Genomic DNA, 20382 nt, shown 5'->3' with positions numbered 1-20382 from the left:
TAAGCTAGCTGCTTATGAGTACCGTTTCCGAGGCCGCGCGCCGCCGCACATTCGCCGTTATCGCCCACCCGGACGCCGGTAAGTCGACGATTACGGAGGCGCTGGCGCTGCACGCGCACGTCATTTCGGAGGCGGGCGCGGTGCACGGCAAGGGCAACCGCAAGTCCACCGTGTCGGACTGGATGGAGATGGAGAAGGACCGCGGCATCTCGGTCGCGTCCTCGGCGCTGCAGTTCGAGTACGCGCCCGACGGCCACGAGGGCGAGCCGTACGTGGTCAACCTGGTGGATACCCCGGGCCACGCGGACTTCTCGGAGGACACCTACCGCGTGCTTTCCGCCGTCGATGCCGCAGTGATGCTTATCGACGCAGCCAAAGGCCTCGAGCCGCAAACCCTGAAACTCTTCCGCGTGTGCAAGGCCCGCGGGCTGCCGATTGTCACCGTGATCAACAAGTGGGACCGCGTGGGCCGCGAGCCGCTCGAGCTTGTCGACGAGATCGTCTCCGAGATCGACCTGCAGCCGACTCCGCTGTACTGGCCGGTGGGCGAGGCGGGCGATTTCCGCGGGCTCGCGCACGTCGATGTCGCAGGCTCCATCGACGAGTACATTCATTTCACGCGCACCGCCGGCGGCTCCACCATCGCCCCGGAGGAGCACTACTCCCCCGACGAAGCCTTGGCGAAAGAGGGCGACGTGTGGGAGACCGCCCTCGAGGAGGCGTCGCTTCTGCTTGAGGACGGCGCCGTGCACGACCAGCAGCTCTTCGAGCAGTGCATCACCTCGCCGATCATCTTCGCCTCCGCGATGCTGAACTTCGGCGTGCACCAGATCCTGGACACGCTGTGCGCCATCGCCCCGGCACCCGAGGGCCGTGCCTCGGACCCGAAGGCCGTCGAGGCCTCCACCGCCGCGATGGACGAGCAGCGCGAGGTCGGCGACGACTTCTCCGGCGTGGTGTTCAAAGTCCAGGCCGGCATGGACAAAAACCACCGCGACACCCTGGCGTTCATGCGCGTGGTCTCCGGCGAGTTCGACCGCGGCATGCAGGTCACGCACGCGCAGTCCGGGCGCAGCTTCTCCACGAAGTACGCGCTGACGGTGTTCGGCCGCAACCGCGACACCGTGGAGACGGCGTACCCCGGCGACATCATCGGCCTGGTCAACGCTGGCGCGCTGGCGCCCGGCGACACGATCTACGCCGGCAAGAAGGTCCAGTTCCCGCCGATGCCGCAGTTCGCGCCGGAGCACTTCCGCACGCTGCGCGCGAAGTCGCTGGGCAAGTACAAGCAGTTCCGCAAAGCGCTGGACCAGCTGGATGCCGAGGGTGTCGTTCAGATCCTGCGCAACGACGCCCGCGGCGACGCCGCCCCCGTCATGGCCGCCGTCGGCCCGATGCAGTTCGAGGTCATGCAGGCTCGCATGGAAAACGAGTACAACGTCGAGACCGTCACCGAACCGATCCCGTACTCGGTGGCGCGCCGCACCGACGCCGAGTCCGCCCCGGAGCTGGGCCGACAGCGCGGCGTGGAGATCTTCACCCGCACCGACGGCGAGCTCATCGCCCTGTTCGGCGACAAGTGGAAGCTCGCGTTCGTCGAGAAGGAGCACCCGGAGCTGACCATCGAGCCGCTCATCGCGGACTAGCGCTTCGCGGTGAGGAACTCGCGCATCGCAGGCCAATCGCGCTCAACCTGGGCCTGGCCGGCCGCGTAGTTCGCCCGCAGTTTCTCCGCGTCGAGCTCGGTGGATTCGACCCCCATCTCGTCGGGGAAGAAGATGTAGGCGTTGCCGGCGGCAGCTTCGTCGATAAGCGATTGCTTCGCAGCGTTGTAGATCTCGGGTCGAGCGACCATCGCGTCGGCGACTTTCGGCGTGTTGCGCAGGATGTGGCGCACGGCGCGCTCGCGTTTCTGCGGCCCCTTGACGTAATCGCGCGGGCGGGTGAGCACGGCGAGGAAACGCGAGTAACCGGCGGCGCGGGCGGCGTCGATGAGCAAACCGCCCGAGGTGCCCAGCGCGCCGTCGACGTAGGGCACGCCGTCGATTTCGCGCATCTTCATCAGGATCGGCAGCGTCGATGACGTTCGCGCGGCAAGGGCGACGTCCTCCAAGGTGCGCAGGTCGTCGCGGTTGAACGCCACCGTCTCCCCCGTGTCGGCCCGCACAGCCTCAACGTGGACCTCCTCGGTGGTCCGGGCGAACGCGTCGAAGTCGAACGGCAGGACGTCCTCGGATTGCTCGTACGCCCACTCGCCGTTGATCAGGCCCTTGCCTCTCACCACAGAGCGCCACCCGCCGAACTTGGGGTTGCCCACGAACTCCGTGAACGCGTTCTCGGAGCGCCATGTGTCGCGGGAGGCGAAGTTCAACGCGTGCACCGAACCGGCGGAAATGCCGCCGACCCAGCCGACCTGGACCTCCTCCGCGATGAGCTTTTCCACCACAGGGGCGGTGTACGAGTTGCGGGTGCCTCCGCCCTCGAAGATGAGGGCGGTGTCGCGGGCGTCAATCATGCACGCGAGCCTACGCGCACGGCCTCCCCGATCGCGTCCCAGGCGACCTCCGCAAATTCGGCCGGGTTGAGGCGCCCGCAGCCTTCCGGCAGGTGGCCCCAGTACTCGGCGCCGGTAACTTCCGGCAGCTCCTCGACGTTGAGGCGCGTGGGCAGGTCCGGGTTGTCCGGCATGCTGCCGCCGATCAGCCCCAGCACCTCCAGCCCCATGGCGCGGGCGTGGACGCAGGTCAGCTCGGCGAGATTCAGGCTGCCCAGGCCGAGCGAAGTCACCACCACCAGCGGCGCGCGCGTGGCCTTGGCGATGTCGGCGAGCGTGTAGTCGTCCGCGAGTCGCACCAGCAGCCCGCCGGCGCCTTCGACCAGCACGACGCGCCCGGGGGCGTCGAGGCTGCGGATCCATTCGGCTACCTCGTCCAGGCTCGGGGTTTGGATGCCCGCCCGCCGCGCGGCGAGGTTCGGTGCGAGTGGCTCCGGGTAGCGCCACCGCTCGAAGGTCGCAACGCCAGCAAGCTTCTCGACGGCTGCCGCGTCCCCCTGCCCCGGTGCCTCCCCCGTCTGGATGGGTTTGGCTGCCACGACGTCGACGCCGCGGCGCTTGAGCACGGCGGCGATGGCGGCGGTGGCCACCGTCTTGCCCACGTCGGTATTCGTGCCGGTGATGGCGATGATCATTTCGTGGCCTCCTTGACTGCTGCCGTGATACCCCGGCAGATCTGGGCGACGTCTTCTTCCGTGCAGATGTACGGCGGCATGGTGTAGATCAACCGGCCGAACGGACGGATCCACACTCCCTCGGCCATGGCGGCCTCGGTGGTCTCGCGCATGGGCGCGTCGTGCTCGAGCTCGACCACGCCGATAGCCCCGAGCACGCGCACGTCCGCCACGCCCGGGAGATCCGCCAGTGGGCGCAAGCCGCGCTCGAGGCCGGCTTCGATCCGGGCGACCTGGCCGCGCCACTGCCCCTCCGCCACCATTGCGACGGACTCGGCTGCGACCGCGCACGCGAGCGGGTTCGCCATGAACGTCGGGCCGTGCATGAGCGCTTTCGGCTGCATCCCGGATGCGATCTTCTCGGTGGCGAGGGTGGCCGCAAGTGTCATGAACCCGCCGGTCATCGCCTTGCCCACGCACATGATGTCGGGCACCACGCCGTTGTCCAGGGTGGTGAACAGTTGGCCGGTGCGGCCGAAGCCGGTGGCGATTTCGTCGGCGATGAGGGGGATGCCGGAGGCGTCGCAAAGTGTGCGCAGCCCTGAAAGCAACTCGGGGTCGTGGAAGCGCATGCCGCCGGCACCCTGGACCACCGGCTCGACGATGACGCCGGCGATCTCCGGCGTGATCAGGCGCGCGAACTGTTCGAGGTAGGCATCGCGGTCGGCGGCGCCCGCCCCGCGTACCGGCGGGGCGGGCGCGAACACCTGCGGTTTCAGCGCGTCGCCCCACATCGCGTGCATGCCGCCCTCCGGGTCGCACACGCTCATGGTGGCGAACGTGTCGCCGTGGTAGCCGGAGCGCCAGGTCAAAAACGTGGTGCGTTCTGGGTGCCCCTGCCCGATGGCGTACTGCAGCGCCATCTTCATCGCCACTTCCACCGACACGGACCCGGAATCGGAATAAAACACCTGGTAAAACGCCCCGCCGGTGAGGTCGAGAAGGCGTTTCGTCAGCGTCGCCGCCGGCTCGTGGGTGAGCCCGCCGAACATCACGTGGCTCATCTTGGCAATCTGCGCCTCGGCCGCCGCGACCAGGCGCGGGTTGGAGTGGCCGTGGATTGCGGCCCACCAGGAGGACATGGCGTCGATGAGCACGCGGCCGTCGCAAAGCGTGATGCGCGCGCCGGCCGCGCTTTCGACCGGGTAGGTGAATTGCCCCGGTTCTGCGTAGGGGTGCCAGATGTGGGCGGCGTCGATGTCGGCGATTTCATGGGCGTGCATGAGCTAGAACTCTAGCAGCTCACCGGCCGTTTTGAACGGTGTTCAGCGCTACGGAGTTAGCGCACCGCCGGTCACCGCGAGTGTCTCGCCGGAGATGTAGGACGCGGCCTCGGACGCGAGGAAGACGTACGCGCCAGCGAGCTCCGCGGGCTGCCCCGGGCGGCCGATGTCGGAGTCTTGCGCGAAGTTGTCCACGACCTCCTTGGGCTGCCCCTCGGCCGGCTGGATCACGGTCCAGATCGGCCCCGGCGCGACCGCGTTGACGCGAATGCCCTTCGACGGCAGCAGCTCACCGGACAGGCCTTTGGCCAGGTTGTTGAAGGCTGCCTTGGTCATGGCGTAATCCAGCAGTTCCTTCGACGGCGAGTACGCCTGGATGGAAGTGGAAAAGATGATGGATGACCCCGGATCCATGTGCTTGACCGCTTCCTTGGTCACACGGAATGCGGAGTAGATGTTGGTCTTCATGGTGGCGTCGAAGTCATCGTCGGAAATATTGAGGATGCCGTCATTCCACACCTGGCGCGAGGCGTTGTTGACCAGGATGTCAATGCCGCCCAGGCCCTCGACCGTCTTTTCCACCGCGGCCACGCAGTTGTCCAGCTCCTGCAAGTCGCCCGGGATCGCCACTGCTTTGCGCCCGGCGTCCTCGATGAGCTTCACAATGCGGTCTGCGTCCTCCTGCTCCTCCGGCAGGTAGGAAATGGCCACGTCCGCACCCTCACGGGCGAACGCGATGGCAGTGGCGGCGCCAATACCGGAGTCGCCGCCGGTGATAAGAGCACGGCGGCCCTCGAGCTTGCCGGATCCCACGTAGGATTCCTGGCCCAGGTCGGGCTCGGTGGCCATCTTCACGTCCAAGCCGGGGTTGTCCTGGCGAGGCTCGGCGGGAAACTCGGACGGGTACTTTGTGCGGGGATCAATCAACGTCATGCCACCACGCTACCGACGCGCCGGTGTTCAACTGTCCAAAATTTCGTCGGCGACCCGGTCGGTCCACCGCCGCATTTGCAGCCTTCCCGCAGCACCCCTGCTGGAGCGCGGCGGCGCCTGGATGCAGCGCCGCGAATCCATCCCCGCCTGCAGCTCCTTGGCGCGCAGCACCTCGGCGTCGATCTTCACGCCCATCAGCAGCACCACGTTGACGGTCCACACCAGCACCAGCACCGCCAGCACCGTCCCGAACGCGCCGTAGGTGCTGCGCACGCCCACCAGCTTCAGGTACCAGCCAAAACCCACCCACAGCGCGCTGGCCACTGCGAGCGCCAGCGCCGAGCCGAGCGTAAGCACCCGGAACCGCCCCGGCCGCACGTTCGGTGTGAAGTGGTAGAGCACGCTGACCAGCGCGACTGCCACCACGGCAATCACGGGTCCCCGCAGGTAGTCCCACACGGGCAGGAAGATCGAGGTGAGGTATTCCAGCTCCTCTTCGAGTTGCAGCGGCCGCGCGATGGGCCCGAGGACGGCGTTGACGATGCCGTCGGTAAGCAGCGCGCCCAAGATAATCACCACCGCGCCAATGACGAGCACGAGCGTGACCAGCCACATCGTCGCCCACGTGACCACAATCGGTCGGCCTTCGGTGCGGCCGTACATGAGGTTCGCGTTGCGCGAAAACGACCGCACGTAGCCGGAGGCGGACAGCAGCGAAATCAGCACTGAAACCACGAGGGCAATTGTGCTTTGCGACGGCGTCCCGACGATCGACAGCACCAACGCCAACGCATCTTCCTGCAATTCCGCGGGAACGTACGAGCCGATCAGCTCGGCGAGCAGCGAATCCGGGGCGTCCTCCTCGCGCGGCATGAGAAGACTGAAGATGGAGTATGACGCCAGCAGCATCGGCGCGACCGACAGCAGCGTGTAGTACGTCATGGCGGCGGCGCGGTCCACCATCGCATCGTTGGCGAAGTCGGTGACGATGCGGCGCAGCACCGATTTCCACCCGGCGCGCGTGAGCCGGTTACCGCGCCCGAGAGGTGATTCGTAGTCGTGTGGGGAGACGACCACGTCGCCGGTGCCGTACGGCATGACCAGCTCAGCGCGGTAGGTGGTGCCCTTTTCTGCCATGTCAGACACTGTAACCGGCGAGTGGTGGCGAAACTGTACGCGGGTTCCCAGCGTTTCCAAATCTGTGGATAACTCGCCCCCGCCCGACAGTTTATCCACAGATTTCGTTTACCGGGCCTTGCGAGGTTGCTTTTTGCGTTTAGGTTTGCCCGCATGAGTTTCCAACACTTCGTCCAAAACCGCCCGACTGTCGACCACCTTGAAAACTTCGACCGCGACACCGCACTTTCCATCGGCATGAGCCCGACCACCGCAACCGCCTGGCAGAAGCTGGAAAAGGTCTACTTCGGCCGCACTAGACACGTGAAACAGCAACGCAAAGCCTTGAACAGGGCCCGCGAAGGAAATTTTTCCGTGGAGCAGCTGGCCATGATCGAACGCCGCCTCAAGCCCATCACGCGCGAAGGCACGCGCTGGCGGCTGCGCTTGGCGCTGCTCAAGGCGTCGAAGCGGTACAAGTCGCTTGAACGCGCCGCGAAAGAGCTGATCCCGGCGGTAAAGAAGCCGCGAAAGGATTCGATCTCCTTTTCCAAGTCCGTTGACGGCAAGCGGGTGCTGCGCATCATCTTCGACGAACGCTTCCTCGCCGACCTGGAGGCGGCGCTGCGCCGCGGCATCGACACCTCCAAACCCGCCGGTCCGCAAATGCTCGAGCGCTTCGTCGCATTGCTTCGCGACGGCGACAGCGTCCCCACCGCCTCCCCCACCCCACTGATCCTGGTGCCGCTCGAGGACCATGTCCGCATCCTCGCCGGAGAGGGCGACGAGACGATCCTGGGGTTGACCGACGGCACCACCATCACCGGCTCCGAGTGCCTGCAGCACCTCGTCGGCGACACTCTCCAGGTCGCGCTTTTCCACCCGGATGAGGGCGCAGTGAACCTGTATACGGGTCAACGCCACGCCAACTGGAAGCAGCGCATCCTGGCTAAGGCGACCTCCCCGGTGTGCCTGGTTCCCGACTGCCGACACGCCGCCGACCACTGCGAAGTGCACCACGTCGTGCCGTGGAAGCACGGCGGCGAGACAAACATGAACAACCTGGCCATGCTGTGCTCGTACCACAACCGCACCAACGACGACGACCCGCACATTTCCAAGCGCGGCCGCGTGCGCTTCATCGGCGGGATGCCGGTGTGGGTCTCACCCAGGGGCTATGCGGTGCCGAACCCGTACCACCAGTTCGGGGCGATGAAATTGTTATTCGGCAAGTAGCGCCTCAACCCAATCGCGCGGTCGCGGGACGTAGCGCTCCGGGCGGTTGTGGGCCAGCGGCGGCTCGATAGCGTCGATGACGTCGCGCCAGCGCTGCGGGATGGCGTGCTCCCCTACAACGCCACCGAGAAATGCGCCCACGATGGCGGCATTGGTGTCCGTGTCCCCGCCGAGCGCGATGGTTTGCACCAGCGCCTCCTCGAAGTCGGTGCCCTGTGCGACGTGGTAGACGACTGCGTTGAGCGCGGTGCACACCCAGCCCCCACCATTGTTGGGAAGCTGCGTTTCCCACGTCGCCGTGGTGTCGCCGCGAGCGATCGCGGCGTCGTCGCGGTGCTGGTCCAAGTTCTCGCGGTTCAGGCGGATGCGCAGTGCCTCCAGCGGATCCGCCCCTCCGAGCACATCCGCGAGCGCCCCGGCGTACACCGCGTTAGCGGCCACCGTCATCGGGTTCGGGTGGGTAAGCGCAGCGTCGGCGCGGGCAAACCGCTCCGCTTCTTCAGGTCTGCCTGCGTAGGCGACCGCAAGCGGGCTGATCCGCATCAACGCCCCGTTCGCCTGAGACTCATGGTCTTTCTCACCGCGCTCAAGCGCCGTGCGGCAGGTGAAGCCAGCATCGAACGGGTCGGTGGCCATCCACCGTTTGTAGCCGGCCAGTGCCTCCGACTCGTCGAACCCGCCGGCACGGCGCAGGGCGTCGATGAGCTCGATGGCCATCTCCGTGTCGTCCGTGGGCTGGCCAGCCTTCAGCCCCCAGTAGCCGCCGTCGTGCATCTCGCGCACCCCGCCTGGGTACTCGGCGGCGATGTCTTCAGGCTTGTAGAACTCCACCTGCGCGCCAAGGTTATCTCCGATGCACTGGCCGTAGAGCACTCCTCGGGCGCGCGACATCATGTCCATGACCGCCACCTTATACACTCAGCCAGCATGGGACTTCTCAGTCGCGCGCGCCAACTCCTCGGCCTCGGCCACACTCCACTGGTGGATTTTCCGGACCGGTATGAACCTTTGGACGTCGACAAGCTTGAGGTGCACACCGCGAAACTCTCCCCCGACACGGAGGAGAAGATGGTCATCGTCACCACCTCGGCGGCCGCGCTCGACCGCATCGCCGCAGGTGGCGCGGTACAGCTGCGGCTCGAAGGCGAGCGCGACGTCACGTTCGTACCGGTTGGCCGCGAGGCCGTGCCGGTGCTGGACCCGAAGCTCGGCTGGATCATCCCGGTCACACCCGCGACCGCCAAGGAGCTCGCTGAATTGCCGAAAGGCCCAGGCGAGCACGAGCTGCGCTCGCTGCACCTGGGCCTGATTGTGGAGTAGCCGTGTGTGATTCAGCGCGCGAGCCAATGAGTGTCACGCAACTAGCGAGGCAGGTAGCCCGAAGTCCCGAGTGTGAACGCTTGCTGGAATCCATTGAGCTGCACTGCCGGCCGGTCGAAGGTCCGCCGATGACACCGAAACAGCGAAGGTCATTGGAAAACGAGCCGCGCAACTGGATGGGCTCGATCATCGAGCTCGCGCTACGGCTCGAACTCTGTCGGCCTGGCGCCAACTTCGGGCATCCCCTCGGCCTAGAAACGGCCCTAGAGTTTCTCCTCGAAGACGAATTAGCGGACAACAGCGTGGCACGCGCCGTGTACCACGAGTTAGCAGCCGAGTTCCGCCAAAAACGTAAACCGATCGGAGTGAAACGCAGCGCGTTTTTCGAAGCCGACGACATGTTCATCCCAATCGACGTAATGCGCGCAATCGGCAAAGCGTGCGGGCTTGCACAGCACCGGTTTGGTTTCATTGATCCCGGCATCGAAGACGAGGCGTTCGCACTAATTGAGTGGGCCGATTCCCTCAACGAGTTTCACGTCAGCCTGTTCAACGCCGCGGTGTGGGTGGCAGAAAAGCAACTGGCCCAGCTAGGTTCCAGGGTCACCAACGCGCACGTGCTAATAGGCGGATATCACACCCACAAAGTAACCAGCGGCGAATACGATCTCGCGACCGAACATCAACTTCTGGACCTCAAATGTGCCCTATCGCGCGAGTTTCGGCCCGAGTGGAAGTTGCAGCTGCTCATGTACTGGCGGATGGGTCTGCAAACGACCGACCTTGATGGCAACGCAAGAAAACGGCAATTCGAGCGGTTCCGGGAACTCGGCGTTATCAACCCTTTCTGGGGAGAATACAGCTACATGCTCGTCGAAGACACTCCGAAAGAGCTCATCGAGTATGTGGATAACGTGGTCTTCGAGTTCACAAAACCCGTAGTCATCGGTGAGAGGGTGGCTTATGCGGTCACCGACATAGGCGAAGAGGAGCTCATCGGCCTGGACAAAGCCATTCCGGTAGTGAAGCGAAGAGAAGAGATCGCGCTGCCGCTTGACGTCACCACCGAGGGCTGCTTGGTAGTCCCCGACTTTGAGGGCTGCGCGCCCTCACCCCACCTAGCATTTCAGCCCCACGAGATTGTCCTGAACTGGTTTTCGTACGACAGCGTGGATAACGCAGCAAAGGCTATCTCGCTGCTTTGCGCCGCGCGCGATGTGTTGATGGAAACGGAACCCGACGCGGTTGCAGCTACTGGCGCCGTGTACACGAACGCAATTCCCCGACTCATGCGCGTGTTCGCGCTCGCGCGAACACTGACCGCTGCAGCAGTTGGAGCGGAATCGGCGGATGAGGTCGCTCTTGCCGCTGAGGTCGCCGGCCGCGCTCAGCGCCTTTTCGATGCACGCTCCACACCGCTTGCAGTAAGCCACGATTACAACGTCGCCACTGTGCTAGGGACCGACGGCCCCTGTTAGAGCAGACCGATCCAGCTCCAGTACGTCGCCGACAGCAGCAGGATGAGCAGGTAGCCCACGATCGTCAGCGGGATACCGGTGCGCAGGAACTGCTTGGAAGTGAACGCGCCCGTGCCGTAGGCCAGCATGTTCTGCGGCGCGGAGACCGGCAGCAGGAAGCCGAAGCAGATGACGAACTGCTGAATGATGACAAACCCGATGCCGTCATTGGGCACGTCCAGGGTGGCCGCCAGCGCGATGAACACCGGTATCAGCGCGGAGGCCAGCGAGGTCGCCGAAGCGAAGCCCAGGTGGATGAGGATGTTAAACAGGCTCACCAGCGCGATCGTGGCCAGAATCGGCATGGATGCCAGGCCGATGGCACCAAACGTGGACTCCGACAGCCAGGTTGCAGCGCCCGTGTCCAGCAGGAACTTGCCCAGGGAGATGCCGGCGGCGAAGACCACGAGCGTGCCCCAGTTGATGTGCTCCTGGGCGTATTTCCAGTCCATCACGCCGATGCGGGGCGTGAGCATGATGCCCACCGCGACGATGGTGATGGTGGCGGAGCTGATCGGGTGCAGCACACCTTCGGTCGCCCAGAACAGCAGCAGCGCGACGGCGATTGCGGTGAGGCGCTTCTCGGCGCCGGTCATCGGGCCCATCTCTGCAAGCTGCTTCTCGACGAGCTCCCGCCCGCCCTCAATCGCTTCAGCCTCCGGCTTGATCGCCCAGCGCATGATGAAGTACAGCGCGATCGACATCAGCACCGACCACGGTGCGGCCCACAGGAACCACTGGCCCCAGGACACGGTCTGGCCCAGCTGGTCCTCGATGAAGCCGACGGCCACCAGGTTCTGCGCCGCGGCGGTCTTGATGCCGACGTTCCAGATGGACACCGCCTGCGTCGCGGTAATCACCAGCAGCGCCGCCAGCTTCGACTCCTTGGCCAAGCCGAACGCGGCGACCATGCCCATGAGGATCGGCACCACCGCGCCGGCGCGGGCCGTGGCAGACGGGACGAAGAACGCCAGGATGATGGAGATGACAATCGCGCCGACGACGATGTGGGAGACCTTCTCACCTGCAGTCTTGAGCACGTAGAGGGCGAGCCTGCGGTGCAGCCCTGTGGCCTGCATCGCCGTGGCCAGCGCGAGCGCCGCACCGACCAGCGCCACCGCAGACGACGAGAAACCGCTCATCGCGATGCTTAGGCCCTTGGACGCGCCGACCGCTTGGCCGGTCTCCGGGTCGGTGGCGAATGTGAGCATGATCGCGATGAGGCCGACGATCATCACGGCCGAGACCGAGTAGGACACCGCTTCGGTGACCCACATGATCACGGCGAAGGCCAGCATGCCGAGCGCGATCTTCGCCGGCATGGCCAGGCCCGAGATCGGCAGCATCAGCACCACGCCGAGTGCGACAAACGACAGGATGAACGCGACAACTTTGCCGGTGTTGCGTTCCTTTTCCACCGGCTGTTGCTCTGAGCTTGCTGCAGGTGTGACTGCTGTGGTCACGGTGCCCCTCCTTGATTCGGTTGTTATATACCTGACGCTAGTCACTCCTATAAGGCCTGCAAAATGGGATGTTCGTACGGTTAGCCGGAAGTGCGTGAGGAAGCGGGCGTAGCATCGTCGGCATGAATTTAAGCTCGCAGCTGACCTACAACATGCACCACGGCGCGGAGGATCTGCGCATTATGCTGACCACCGACATCACGAACAATTTTCTGCCCGCGTCCTGGCAGCAATCGCTTTCTGACCTCAGCTTTTCCGTGATCGGGCTGTGGGATTCGATCGTGCGTGGCGTTTCCGTGCTGCTGTGACGCAGCAACGTCTCACCGAGCGTTTCCTGCCCGTGCCGTGGCTTTGAAAATCGTCGACGAATTGGGAGTATAAAGAGTATAAAGACATCCCCGTGTATAAAGAGTATAAAGACTCAAGGAGGCACGGATGCGTAATCCCTTCATCCCCACGTTCGGCGTTTCACCCGTCGTGCTCGGCGGCGACGACAGCCTCACGCGCAGCTTCGGCGCCGGCCTGGACGGCGGACCCGGCGACCCGCGGCGAACCCTGCTCGTCTCGGGGCCGCGTGGCATCGGTAAGACGGTCGCGCTCAACGAGCTCGAAGACGAAGCCGCCGGCCATGGCTGGATCGTGCTACGCGCTCAACCGTACGAGCTGATCGAACCGCTGGTTGCCACCGTGATCCCGCAGGCGCTCGCCACGCTCCGGCAGCAGAATCCGGACCGGCGTCGAATCACGGGTGTGACGGTCTCCGGCATCGGCGGGTTTTCCACCACCGCCGCCGCAGGCGACAAGCCGGCCCCCTCCTTGATCGGTTCACTGAACACGCTTTGCGACGAGCTGCCGCCCGAATCCGGTGTACTGATCACCCTGGACGAAGTCCAAAGTGTCAACGCGAAAGAGCTGTGGCAACTCACGGCCGCGGTGCAGGATCTGCGCCGGGACGGGCGCGACATCGCCTTCGCCGCCGCCGGATTGCCCGACGGTGTGGAGTCGCTGCTACAGCACCCGGGGACCACGTTTCTGCGCCGCGCTCAACACGCCGTGCTCGCCCCAATGACACCGGCTGAAACGCTGACGGTGCTTCGGGATACCGCCGCGCAAGGTGGCGTGGAGATCCCCGACGGGGTACTCACGGACGCCGCGGCACTGACACGCGGCTACCCCTTCTTAATCCAGCTCCTCGGCTACCACCTGTTCGAGCGTGCGAACCGCCAGGATCAGCTCGTCTCCCACGACGACCTCGCGGCAGTGACCCCAGAAGTGTTGAAAACACTGGGCGATTTGGTCCACCAACCAGCGCTGCTGCACCTGCCCGCCGCCGAGCTCGAATATCTCGAAGCGATGGCCGATGTACAGGAGGGCCAACAGGCGGTGCCAAGCGCTGCCATCGCACAGCACCTGGGCAAACGCGTACAGCAAGTGTCCATGGTGCGACAGAAGCTCATCGACCGCGAGCTGATCTACTCCCCTCGCCGGGGCGTGCTCAACTTTGTCATCCCCCACATGGGCCACCATCTCAACCAGCGCAGCACGCGCGACTCCGGCTGGGACTAGGGCTACGCGCCGCGCTTGATGCTGGTGATCTTCTTGCCGCGGGCCAGCTCGTCCACAAACAGGTCCATCTGGCGGATCTTGCGCATGAGGTCCTGCTCGACCTCCTCGACGCGCACACCGCACACCTTCCCGGTGATCAAGTCGGCGTTCGCGTTGAGCGCGACCGCCTCGAAGAAGTCGCGCAGCGTCTTGCTCGACGCCGCGGCCGATTCCAGCTCCTCCGGCGCAAGTCCGGTGAACCAGCCAATCACGTCGTCCAGCTCCGCGCGGGTGTGGCCCTTGCGCTCCACTTTGGCCAGGTAATTGTTGTAAATGTCGCCGAACAAGTAGGCGTAGACCCGCTCCAACTTCGCTTGTTCATCCATGTCCGCCACCCTATCGCCCGCCGCGGTTCCCTCGCCGGTGCGCATTTTCATGGACACTCGGGCTCTTGTGTGCTGGGCGTGGGTGGCTTTAGTGTCGTCGATAAGCGGGAGCAGGGGGCTGCCGCACGACACCTAGGGGGGACCCATGCGATTTGATACCTACGAGCTGTACTACCTGGACACCTACGACGAAGAGGCCGCGGATCTCGCCGACGACCTCGGGATCAAGCAAGACGACCCGTACTTCGACGAGGACATAGCCTGCCACCTCGACGCCGACTACGTCATCGACACCGGCCTGAAAGTCGCCGTGATCGTGCACGACATCGACGCCCACGAGGTCGAGCTCGCGATGCTGCAGCCCGGCAGCCCGCAGGCGCCCGAGTGGTACTCGCCCGAAGACGCCGCGAACGTGGTCGCCGAGCTCGGCCGCATCCTCGTCGCGCTCGACGACAAGACCGTGAAAATCGTTGACCCGCAAGACCCCGCGTTCGCGCTGAAGCGCCGCGCGTCGTTCCAGGCGGAGGACATGACTACCGCCACGGTGGCGATGCTGCAGGACTCGCAGGACAACGCGCTCTACACCACGTTTTGCATCGAGTTCCGCCCAAACATGAACGCCGATTTCACGTTCCCGGTCGCGGTATTCGCGTTCGACCCGCGCGTGGGCAAGCTTTCAGGGCACATGCTCATCGACGACAACCCGTTCGCCCCACCCACCTTCAACCGCGCACAGAAGAAAATCGTGGCGCGCAGGCTCAACGACATCCTGGAGTCCATCCACACGGCCATGCGCGAAGAGCGCACGATCAGCCCGTTCAAGGACCTGGGACCGCAGTTCCGCTCCGAGGGCCTGCCGTCGATGGAGGCGGTGGACACCCACCACGCCATCGACCAGGCGCTGGAGTATCTCGAGCGGTGGTGGGATGAGCGGGCGTCTTAGAAGGGTCTCGTGCAGCCCCTTCCTTTGGGCCGCTAGAACGGCACCGGAACCATGCCCTGCTGCACCGCCCAGCCGTACGCCGCAGCACCCAGGCCGATAACCCCCAGCAGCACGCCAATGATGATCGCGATCGGCGAGTCGGAGCTGCCCGAGGGCTTCTCGCTTGGACGCGGCTCCGCCTTCTTCTGCGTAGGCGCCGGCGCGGGCGCAGGTTTCGCCGTCGCGGTCGACGTCTCCACCGCCGCGGCCTTCAGACGCTGGCGGGCGAACGCCTTCAGGTTCTCGTCCGCGTCGGAAGCCAGGACCTCTTTGAGCACCTTGTCCATCTCCGCAGGGGTGTACTCGAGCGCGGAGACGTTGAAGGTGTCGTTGAATACCTGAGCGCCCTCGGAGTTGGACACGGTGACGTGCAGCGGCACCACCGGGTTGTCGATGAACACTGCCGGGGAGACCTCGATATCCACCGGGGTGATGTAGTTCGAGTCGCCCTTGGCAAAGTAGCTGTCTTTGAACTGCCCGACTCCATAGTCCGCGACCACGGTGAAGGTGTCGTCGGTGGAGCCTAAGTTGCGCAGCTCGCCCTTGATGATGTTGGTGTCCGCGTGGGTGACGATGCCGTTGTCGTTGTGCAGGCTGCGGGCGAGGCTGAAGCCGACCTTGCCGTCGTTCTTGCCGGTAGCGGCCGCGGCGGAGATCAGTTCGTCGACTTCGGCGCGCTCCTCGTCTGCAACCACGTCGGGGGCATCGGGGGCATCGATGGCGTCGTCGTAATCGCGCACGCCTTGGCCGATGAACTCGGTTTTGAACAGCAGGTTGTCCCAGTCCGACGGGATGACGTAGTCGAACTGGCTCTCTTCTGGCTTGAAGCGGGACTTGTCTTCTGAGTTGGGAATCTTCTCCGTGGTGCGCACTTCCTGGTCGGAGAAGTTGAACTCGGAGAACTGGTATGCGTAGCTCATGGTGGACTTGTAGGAACCCAGCCAGTCGTAGCCGGGGCGGTAAAACTCCACCGACGGGTCCTTGGTGTCCACGAAGCGCACGAAGCGCTGGGCGGTGTTGTCGCGGGTTTCGCGGCCCCAGTGCATCAGCCCCAAGGTGTGGCCAAACTCGTGGAGGATGGTGTTGCGCAGAAGCTCATCGCTGTTGGTCACGTCGCCGGAGACGAAGAAGGTGGAACCGTTGACCTGGCCTAGGCCGGTGACGTTGCGTTTGGCGCCTTCGTCGAAGCGGGTGCCAATCAGCGCCGAGCGGAACACCGAGCGGCGCGCACCGAGCAAGTGTTCGGCCTGGTCCTCCAGCTTTTTAGTGCGGCCCTCCTCGTCCAGGCCGCCGAAGTACTCGGCGGTGTAATCCTCGGTCTCACCGCCCTTGCGCTCTTTCGCGGTCATGCTGGCCATGGATTCGCTGACGTAGTGCTTACCAGCGTCGATGTGCAGGTTGATCCCGTTTTTATCGAAGAGGTCTTCCAGCTCTTTGAAAAGCGACGGGTTCGGCGCGTAGCTTTTCGTGTTCGCGGTGGCGCAGGCGGCGAATTCGGCGAAATCATCGAGGGTGGCGGCGAAGCGTTCGGAGCGGTCGCAGCCGATCGTCTCCCATTCGGACTTCATCCAATTGACCTGCAGGAACAGGTCTTTGCGGTCGGGGTCTGCGCCCCAGCGTTGGATGGGCAGGTACGTGCCGTCGGCAAGCCTGAGCCCTTCGGTTTCCCAGGAGTCGCGCAGCCCGTCGCCGTCGGTGTCGAGGGCGGAGTCCTGGGTGCTGATTGCCACGGACATGCCTGCGCTTATCGACGCCCCCGGGGCCACCGTGCGCTCCCACCTCGCTGCCTGGTGCTTTGCGCCGTCGTTTGCGCCCGAAAGGGCCGCCGCCTTGGTCGCACCCGTGGCCGCGGTGTCCGGTGCAGTAAAGCGCACGTCGGTGATGTAACCGCCGGACTTCGGCTGCACCACCACGCGGTCGCCGTCCTGGTTAGCCGTAATACCTTCGGCAAAAGGCACGACGTTGGCCAGGTCAATGCCCACCTCCGCCGCGGTTTGGCCCGTGTTTTTCACGGTCACGGTGGCATCTACTTGACCGCCGTCGATGCGGTAGGTCCGCGTGATCAGGAAGTTGGTTTGTTGCAGCGTGTAAGTGAGCACGTCGGCGGTGCCGTCGGTGGTCACCTTCGGCTGCGCAAACAGGTCGGGAACCACCACGTCGCCGTTCGTGCGCACCTCCATGGAGGTGTCGAACTGGTGGTTGTCCGCCTGGGACGCGGGGTGCGAATAGTCGAACCGGCCAGTGCCACGCGGGGTGATAAAGCCGTTGATGAACGGCTCGGTGGCGCTGGAGTTGCTCACGGTCGCATCCGGCTGAGTAGTGCCGAGTGTGACCTTCGCGTCGGCGACCGGCGCCATAGGTGCGGCGGTCGCCGCGAGTGCAGCGCACAGGGACACTGCCAGTGTTTTCTTCGAAATCTTCATGTCAATGTCCTTTTCTAAAATCCGTAGTGCTTCAGCTGCGCCCGAATGGCGTCCTGGTTGAGGTAGGCCGCCCAGCCCACACCCGCGATCATCGCGAGCAGGCCGAGCACCACCGCGATCCATCCGCCGGAGGCCGACGAGCCGTCGGACGAGCCCGAGGACGTACCGTTCTGCTTTGCCGCCGGGGCAGGCGTGTCGGTGGCGGTGAACGCGTACTCAACAATCTTTGTCGAGCCGTCCGGGAACGTCACCTTCATCGGCACCTTCAGCACGGTGCCCACCGGCACGTCGCTGTTCGGCTTCGCGGTGAGCTCGCCGGTAGTCCGGTCGTAGAAAACTTGCCAGCCGTCGTGGTTGAAGTCCGCCAACTTGGCGTTGTGGTTGAGCCCGGTGCGCACCGTCGCGGCTTCGCCGACTTCAGCGGTCACCCCAGCCACTCGCGGGGTGAAGCGCGCCGCCTCCGATGCCGCCGTGACCTGCACGGTGATCTCCTCGGTGCTGCCGTCCGCGTAGCGCACGCGCACCGTCACCGTGTACGGGGTGTCCAGTTGCGCGTCGGCGGGAAGCTCGATCTTCAGCGCGCCTGTTTGCTTATCGACGCCCACGTTCCGCAGTCCCCCGCCATCCACCACAGCAAACGTGGTGCCAGCCGGCACGGTGCCCCTCAGTTTGACGGTCGCGGTGCCGCCAGGCGCTGCCGACACATCGGCGTACGAGGGGGAATGGGCGGCGGAGAGGGCGGAGCTCGTCGATACGCGAACGCTCGCAGTAAGTTCTGCGGACGACCCGTCGGCGAAGTACGCGATGACCGTCACCTTCACCTCACCCTGCTGCGGCGCGAAAACGCGCAGGTTGCCGGTGTGCTCGTCCACGATGGCGACCCAATCGCCCAGCGGCTGCGAGCGATCTACCTCGAACGTGGTGCCCTCCGGCAGCACCGCCGCGCCGGTGCGCAGCACGGTGATGCCCTCGCCGGGGCGCACCGACAAGCCCTCCTCGTAGCCCAGCTCGGTGGTGTGTGCGAGGAGCGGATCGCCGATCTCCACCTCAGCGGTGTACGTGCGGGGAGAACCGTCCGGGAACGTCACCTTCACCGGAATCTCCCGGATGCCGGGTGCCGCGTCCTTCGGCGGGGTGAAGGTGAGACGGCCGTTGTTATCGACGCGGACCCAGTCCGCGTAGGCCGGGTCCACCTCAAAGCGGGTGCCCTCCGGGAGGCGGCGATCAGCGTAGACGAACGGGCCGTCCGTGACGGTCGCGCGCGGGCGACCGGCCTGGCGAGTCGCCCCAGCCGGCACCGGAATCAGCGGGAAACGCACCTCGTGCTGCTGCGCCATCGGGGTTGGCTCATCCACCTCGACGGTAATGGTGTGGGTCTCGCCCGAATCGTCCTGGACCTCGACGCGGTACTCGCCCGGCGCCGTGTTGCGCGGCGGCCTAGCGACGACCGTGCCGTCATCCTCCACCGAAATCCAGCTCTCCTCCGCCGGGAGCTCAGTTGTGGTGCCGTCCGGCTTGACCTGCGTGACGGCAGTCGTGCGGAAGTTCGGCGGTGTGGTGGTATCGCCGGTACGTGTCGGTGCCGTGACCTGAGTTTGGCCAGGCTTGACCACCACGCGATCCCAGTTGAACTGGGCCTTCGGCTTTTCCGGGTTGACTACGAAGCCTGGCAGCTGGACCCGCTCCCCCGCCTTGACCGTCACGTTTGCGGGTGGCGGGGCGACGTTGCCTGCGGGCACGCCGACGGTGACCGTGTAGTCGCCCGGTGGCAGGTCGTTGAGCTGGAACTTCCCGTTCGCGGCGACCGAAACGGAGTGGGTCTTGCCACGTGCGTCACGAGCCGTCACCGTCGCGCCCGGCACCGGCTTGCCTGCGGGGTCGGCAACCTTGCCGGCCACGGAGCCGACCGTCGGCGCCGACGGCTGCGTCGACGGCGGGGCCGGGGCCGGAGTCGGCGATGGTTTAGGTGTAGTGGACGTCGGTGTCGGTTTCGGCGTCGTGGGCTGAGCAGACGTCGTGGGCGACGGCTTCGAGGTCGTCGGCTGGGCAGTCGTCGTCGGCGACGGCTTCGAGGTCGTCGGCTGAGCAGACGTCGTGGGCGACGGCTTCGGTGCCGGTGCTGAAGTCGTCGGCTGGGCAGTCGTCGTCGGCGACGGCTTCGGAGTCGTCGGCTGAGCAGAGGTCGTCGGCGTCGGGGTGGGTGCAGAAGTCGTCGGTTTCGAAGTCGGCGTCGGAGCGACCGGGTTTGGAATTAGCTTCACATCAACCGACGGCGTCGAACCATCCGGCTTGACATCAACCGTGGGCTCAAACGACGGCGTATACCCATCCGGCACACCAGAGACCTCAACATCCTGCACACCAGCAGGCACCTCGTCAATGGTGTACGTACCATTCGGGTTCGTCGTCGCCGACTTACCACCAATAGTCACCGTCACACCACCGACACCCGCACCCTTGTCATCAGTGATCCGACCAGACACCGACGACGGGTTCGGCGCAAGATTCACATCAACCGGCGGCGTCGAACCATCCGGCTTGACATCAACCGTGGGCTCAAACGAAGGCGTATACCCATCCGGCACACCAGAGACCTCAACATCCTGCACACCAGCAGGCACCTCATCAATGGTGTACATACCATCCGGGTTCGTCATCGCCGACTTACCACCAATAGTCACCGTCACACCACCGACACCATTGCCCTGATCATCAGTGATCTGACCAGACACCGTGCCGGTCTCACGCGTCGTGGAGAAATTCACACCCTCGACGCCCGCCGTCGTGACATTCTTCTGCTGCGCACCAGAAACCGAGTACCCGGCCGGTACGCCATCAGTCACCGTAACCGACACCGAACCAGTCGGCACACCAGCGATCGAGTAGTCACCGTCGGCGTTGGTAACAGCAGTCTTACCACCGGCGGTCACCGTCACATTCGCAACACCCTTGCTGTCCGGACCAAGCACCCGGCCAGACACCGTGCCGGTCTCACGCGTGGTGGAGAAAT

Annotated in this window: 17 protein-coding genes; 7 read left to right on the top strand and 10 right to left on the bottom strand. The window is 65.0% G+C overall.

Features of this window, described 5'->3' with window-relative positions; all coding sequences use genetic code 11:
• Positions 1 to 14 precede the first annotated feature (14 nt).
• On the top strand, positions 15 to 1646 hold the full coding sequence (locus MHY23_RS10295) for a peptide chain release factor 3 (protein ID WP_239307478.1): 1632 nt from the start codon (positions 15 to 17) through the stop codon (positions 1644 to 1646).
• Here MHY23_RS10295 and MHY23_RS10290 read toward each other — a convergent pair.
• Genes MHY23_RS10290 through MHY23_RS10270 form a run of 5 tightly spaced genes read right to left on the bottom strand, consistent with a single transcriptional unit; the run spans position 1643 to position 6521 of the window.
• Entirely contained in the window at positions 1643 to 2515 is an 873-nt protein-coding gene (locus tag MHY23_RS10290; RefSeq protein ID WP_239307477.1) for a patatin family protein, read from the bottom strand. The two genes, MHY23_RS10295 and MHY23_RS10290, sit on opposite strands and share 4 nt — an antisense overlap.
• Positions 2512 to 3189 (bottom strand): dethiobiotin synthase, encoded by a 678-nt coding sequence (gene bioD / locus MHY23_RS10285; RefSeq protein ID WP_239307476.1) that lies wholly within the window; start codon positions 3187 to 3189, stop codon positions 2512 to 2514. Before bioD ends, MHY23_RS10290 begins: the two co-directional genes overlap by 4 nt.
• Positions 3186 to 4451, bottom strand: coding sequence for an adenosylmethionine--8-amino-7-oxononanoate transaminase (locus MHY23_RS10280; protein ID WP_239307475.1), 1266 nt, complete (start codon positions 4449 to 4451; stop codon positions 3186 to 3188). The genes bioD and MHY23_RS10280 overlap by 4 nt, the downstream gene beginning before the upstream one ends.
• 48 nt (positions 4452 to 4499) lie before the next feature.
• Complete coding sequence (locus MHY23_RS10275) at positions 4500 to 5384, bottom strand: SDR family oxidoreductase (RefSeq protein WP_239307474.1); 885 nt, start codon at positions 5382 to 5384, stop codon at positions 4500 to 4502.
• A gap of 27 nt (positions 5385 to 5411) precedes the next feature.
• Positions 5412 to 6521 carry a YihY/virulence factor BrkB family protein gene (locus MHY23_RS10270; RefSeq protein WP_239307473.1) on the bottom strand — a complete coding sequence of 370 codons (1110 nt, stop codon included), beginning with the start codon at positions 6519 to 6521 and terminating at the stop codon, positions 5412 to 5414.
• 153 nt (positions 6522 to 6674) lie between these two features.
• Here MHY23_RS10270 and MHY23_RS10265 point away from each other — a divergent pair, with 153 nt between their 5' ends.
• The gene (locus MHY23_RS10265; protein WP_239307472.1) at positions 6675 to 7736 is read left to right on the top strand and encodes an HNH endonuclease; all 1062 of its coding nucleotides are present in this window, start codon (positions 6675 to 6677) and stop codon (positions 7734 to 7736) included.
• On the opposite strand, the gene MHY23_RS10260 is transcribed toward MHY23_RS10265, so the two are convergent.
• A complete protein-coding gene (locus MHY23_RS10260) occupies positions 7722 to 8636 on the bottom strand; it encodes an ADP-ribosylglycohydrolase family protein (RefSeq protein ID WP_239307471.1) in 915 nt (304 codons plus the stop codon). The two genes, MHY23_RS10265 and MHY23_RS10260, sit on opposite strands and share 15 nt — an antisense overlap.
• A 27-nt stretch (positions 8637 to 8663) precedes the next feature.
• On the opposite strand from MHY23_RS10260, the gene MHY23_RS10255 reads away from it, so the two are divergent.
• Positions 8664 to 9056 (top strand): hypothetical protein, encoded by a 393-nt coding sequence (locus tag MHY23_RS10255; protein WP_239307470.1) that lies wholly within the window; start codon positions 8664 to 8666, stop codon positions 9054 to 9056.
• Between the two features lie 80 nt (positions 9057 to 9136).
• Positions 9137 to 10534 carry a hypothetical protein gene (locus MHY23_RS10250; protein WP_239307469.1) on the top strand — a complete coding sequence of 466 codons (1398 nt, stop codon included), beginning with the start codon at positions 9137 to 9139 and terminating at the stop codon, positions 10532 to 10534.
• Here MHY23_RS10250 and MHY23_RS10245 read toward each other — a convergent pair.
• On the bottom strand, positions 10531 to 12036 hold the full coding sequence (locus tag MHY23_RS10245; RefSeq protein WP_239307468.1) for a DASS family sodium-coupled anion symporter: 1506 nt from the start codon (positions 12034 to 12036) through the stop codon (positions 10531 to 10533). The two genes, MHY23_RS10250 and MHY23_RS10245, sit on opposite strands and share 4 nt — an antisense overlap.
• 122 nt (positions 12037 to 12158) lie before the next feature.
• On the opposite strand from MHY23_RS10245, the gene MHY23_RS10240 reads away from it, so the two are divergent.
• Both MHY23_RS10240 and MHY23_RS10235 read left to right on the top strand, forming a co-directional pair.
• Positions 12159 to 12344, top strand: coding sequence for a hypothetical protein (locus tag MHY23_RS10240; protein ID WP_239307467.1), 186 nt, complete (start codon positions 12159 to 12161; stop codon positions 12342 to 12344).
• 127 nt (positions 12345 to 12471) lie between these two features.
• On the top strand, positions 12472 to 13602 hold the full coding sequence (locus MHY23_RS10235; protein ID WP_239307466.1) for an ATP-binding protein: 1131 nt from the start codon (positions 12472 to 12474) through the stop codon (positions 13600 to 13602).
• A gap of 2 nt (positions 13603 to 13604) precedes the next feature.
• On the opposite strand, the gene MHY23_RS10230 is transcribed toward MHY23_RS10235, so the two are convergent.
• A complete protein-coding gene (locus MHY23_RS10230) occupies positions 13605 to 13967 on the bottom strand; it encodes a DUF2200 family protein (protein WP_239307492.1) in 363 nt (120 codons plus the stop codon).
• A 145-nt stretch (positions 13968 to 14112) separates the two neighbouring features.
• On the opposite strand from MHY23_RS10230, the gene MHY23_RS10225 reads away from it, so the two are divergent.
• The gene (locus MHY23_RS10225) at positions 14113 to 14910 is read left to right on the top strand and encodes a hypothetical protein (protein WP_239307465.1); all 798 of its coding nucleotides are present in this window, start codon (positions 14113 to 14115) and stop codon (positions 14908 to 14910) included.
• A 32-nt stretch (positions 14911 to 14942) separates the two neighbouring features.
• On the opposite strand, the gene MHY23_RS10220 is transcribed toward MHY23_RS10225, so the two are convergent.
• Both MHY23_RS10220 and MHY23_RS10215 read right to left on the bottom strand, forming a co-directional pair.
• Positions 14943 to 17372, bottom strand: a complete 2430-nt coding sequence (locus tag MHY23_RS10220) for a hypothetical protein (RefSeq protein WP_239307464.1) — start codon at positions 17370 to 17372, stop codon at positions 14943 to 14945.
• 14 nt (positions 17373 to 17386) lie between these two features.
• A partial coding sequence (locus tag MHY23_RS10215; protein ID WP_239307463.1) for a Rib/alpha-like domain-containing protein occupies positions 17387 to 20382 on the bottom strand: 2996 nt, incomplete at its 5' end.

Origin of the sequence: Corynebacterium sp. ACRQP (assembly GCF_022345915.1) — a bacterium.
In the GTDB taxonomy this organism is placed as follows: domain Bacteria; phylum Actinomycetota; class Actinomycetes; order Mycobacteriales; family Mycobacteriaceae; genus Corynebacterium; species Corynebacterium lehmanniae.
This window is presented reverse-complemented; position numbering and strand designations above follow the sequence as displayed.

Coding starts and splice junctions, on each gene's coding strand:
- MHY23_RS10295 (WP_239307478.1), top strand. CDS start 15: ATGAGTACCGTTTCCGAGGCCGCGCGCCGCCGCACATTCGCCGTTATC.
- MHY23_RS10290 (WP_239307477.1), bottom strand. CDS start 2,515: ATGATTGACGCCCGCGACACCGCCCTCATCTTCGAGGGCGGAGGCACC.
- bioD (WP_239307476.1), bottom strand. CDS start 3,189: ATGATCATCGCCATCACCGGCACGAATACCGACGTGGGCAAGACGGTG.
- MHY23_RS10280 (WP_239307475.1), bottom strand. CDS start 4,451: ATGCACGCCCATGAAATCGCCGACATCGACGCCGCCCACATCTGGCAC.
- MHY23_RS10275 (WP_239307474.1), bottom strand. CDS start 5,384: ATGACGTTGATTGATCCCCGCACAAAGTACCCGTCCGAGTTTCCCGCC.
- MHY23_RS10270 (WP_239307473.1), bottom strand. CDS start 6,521: ATGGCAGAAAAGGGCACCACCTACCGCGCTGAGCTGGTCATGCCGTAC.
- MHY23_RS10265 (WP_239307472.1), top strand. CDS start 6,675: ATGAGTTTCCAACACTTCGTCCAAAACCGCCCGACTGTCGACCACCTT.
- MHY23_RS10260 (WP_239307471.1), bottom strand. CDS start 8,636: ATGGACATGATGTCGCGCGCCCGAGGAGTGCTCTACGGCCAGTGCATC.
- MHY23_RS10255 (WP_239307470.1), top strand. CDS start 8,664: ATGGGACTTCTCAGTCGCGCGCGCCAACTCCTCGGCCTCGGCCACACT.
- MHY23_RS10240 (WP_239307467.1), top strand. CDS start 12,159: ATGAATTTAAGCTCGCAGCTGACCTACAACATGCACCACGGCGCGGAG.
- MHY23_RS10235 (WP_239307466.1), top strand. CDS start 12,472: ATGCGTAATCCCTTCATCCCCACGTTCGGCGTTTCACCCGTCGTGCTC.
- MHY23_RS10230 (WP_239307492.1), bottom strand. CDS start 13,967: ATGGATGAACAAGCGAAGTTGGAGCGGGTCTACGCCTACTTGTTCGGC.
- MHY23_RS10225 (WP_239307465.1), top strand. CDS start 14,113: ATGCGATTTGATACCTACGAGCTGTACTACCTGGACACCTACGACGAA.
- MHY23_RS10220 (WP_239307464.1), bottom strand. CDS start 17,372: ATGAAGATTTCGAAGAAAACACTGGCAGTGTCCCTGTGCGCTGCACTC.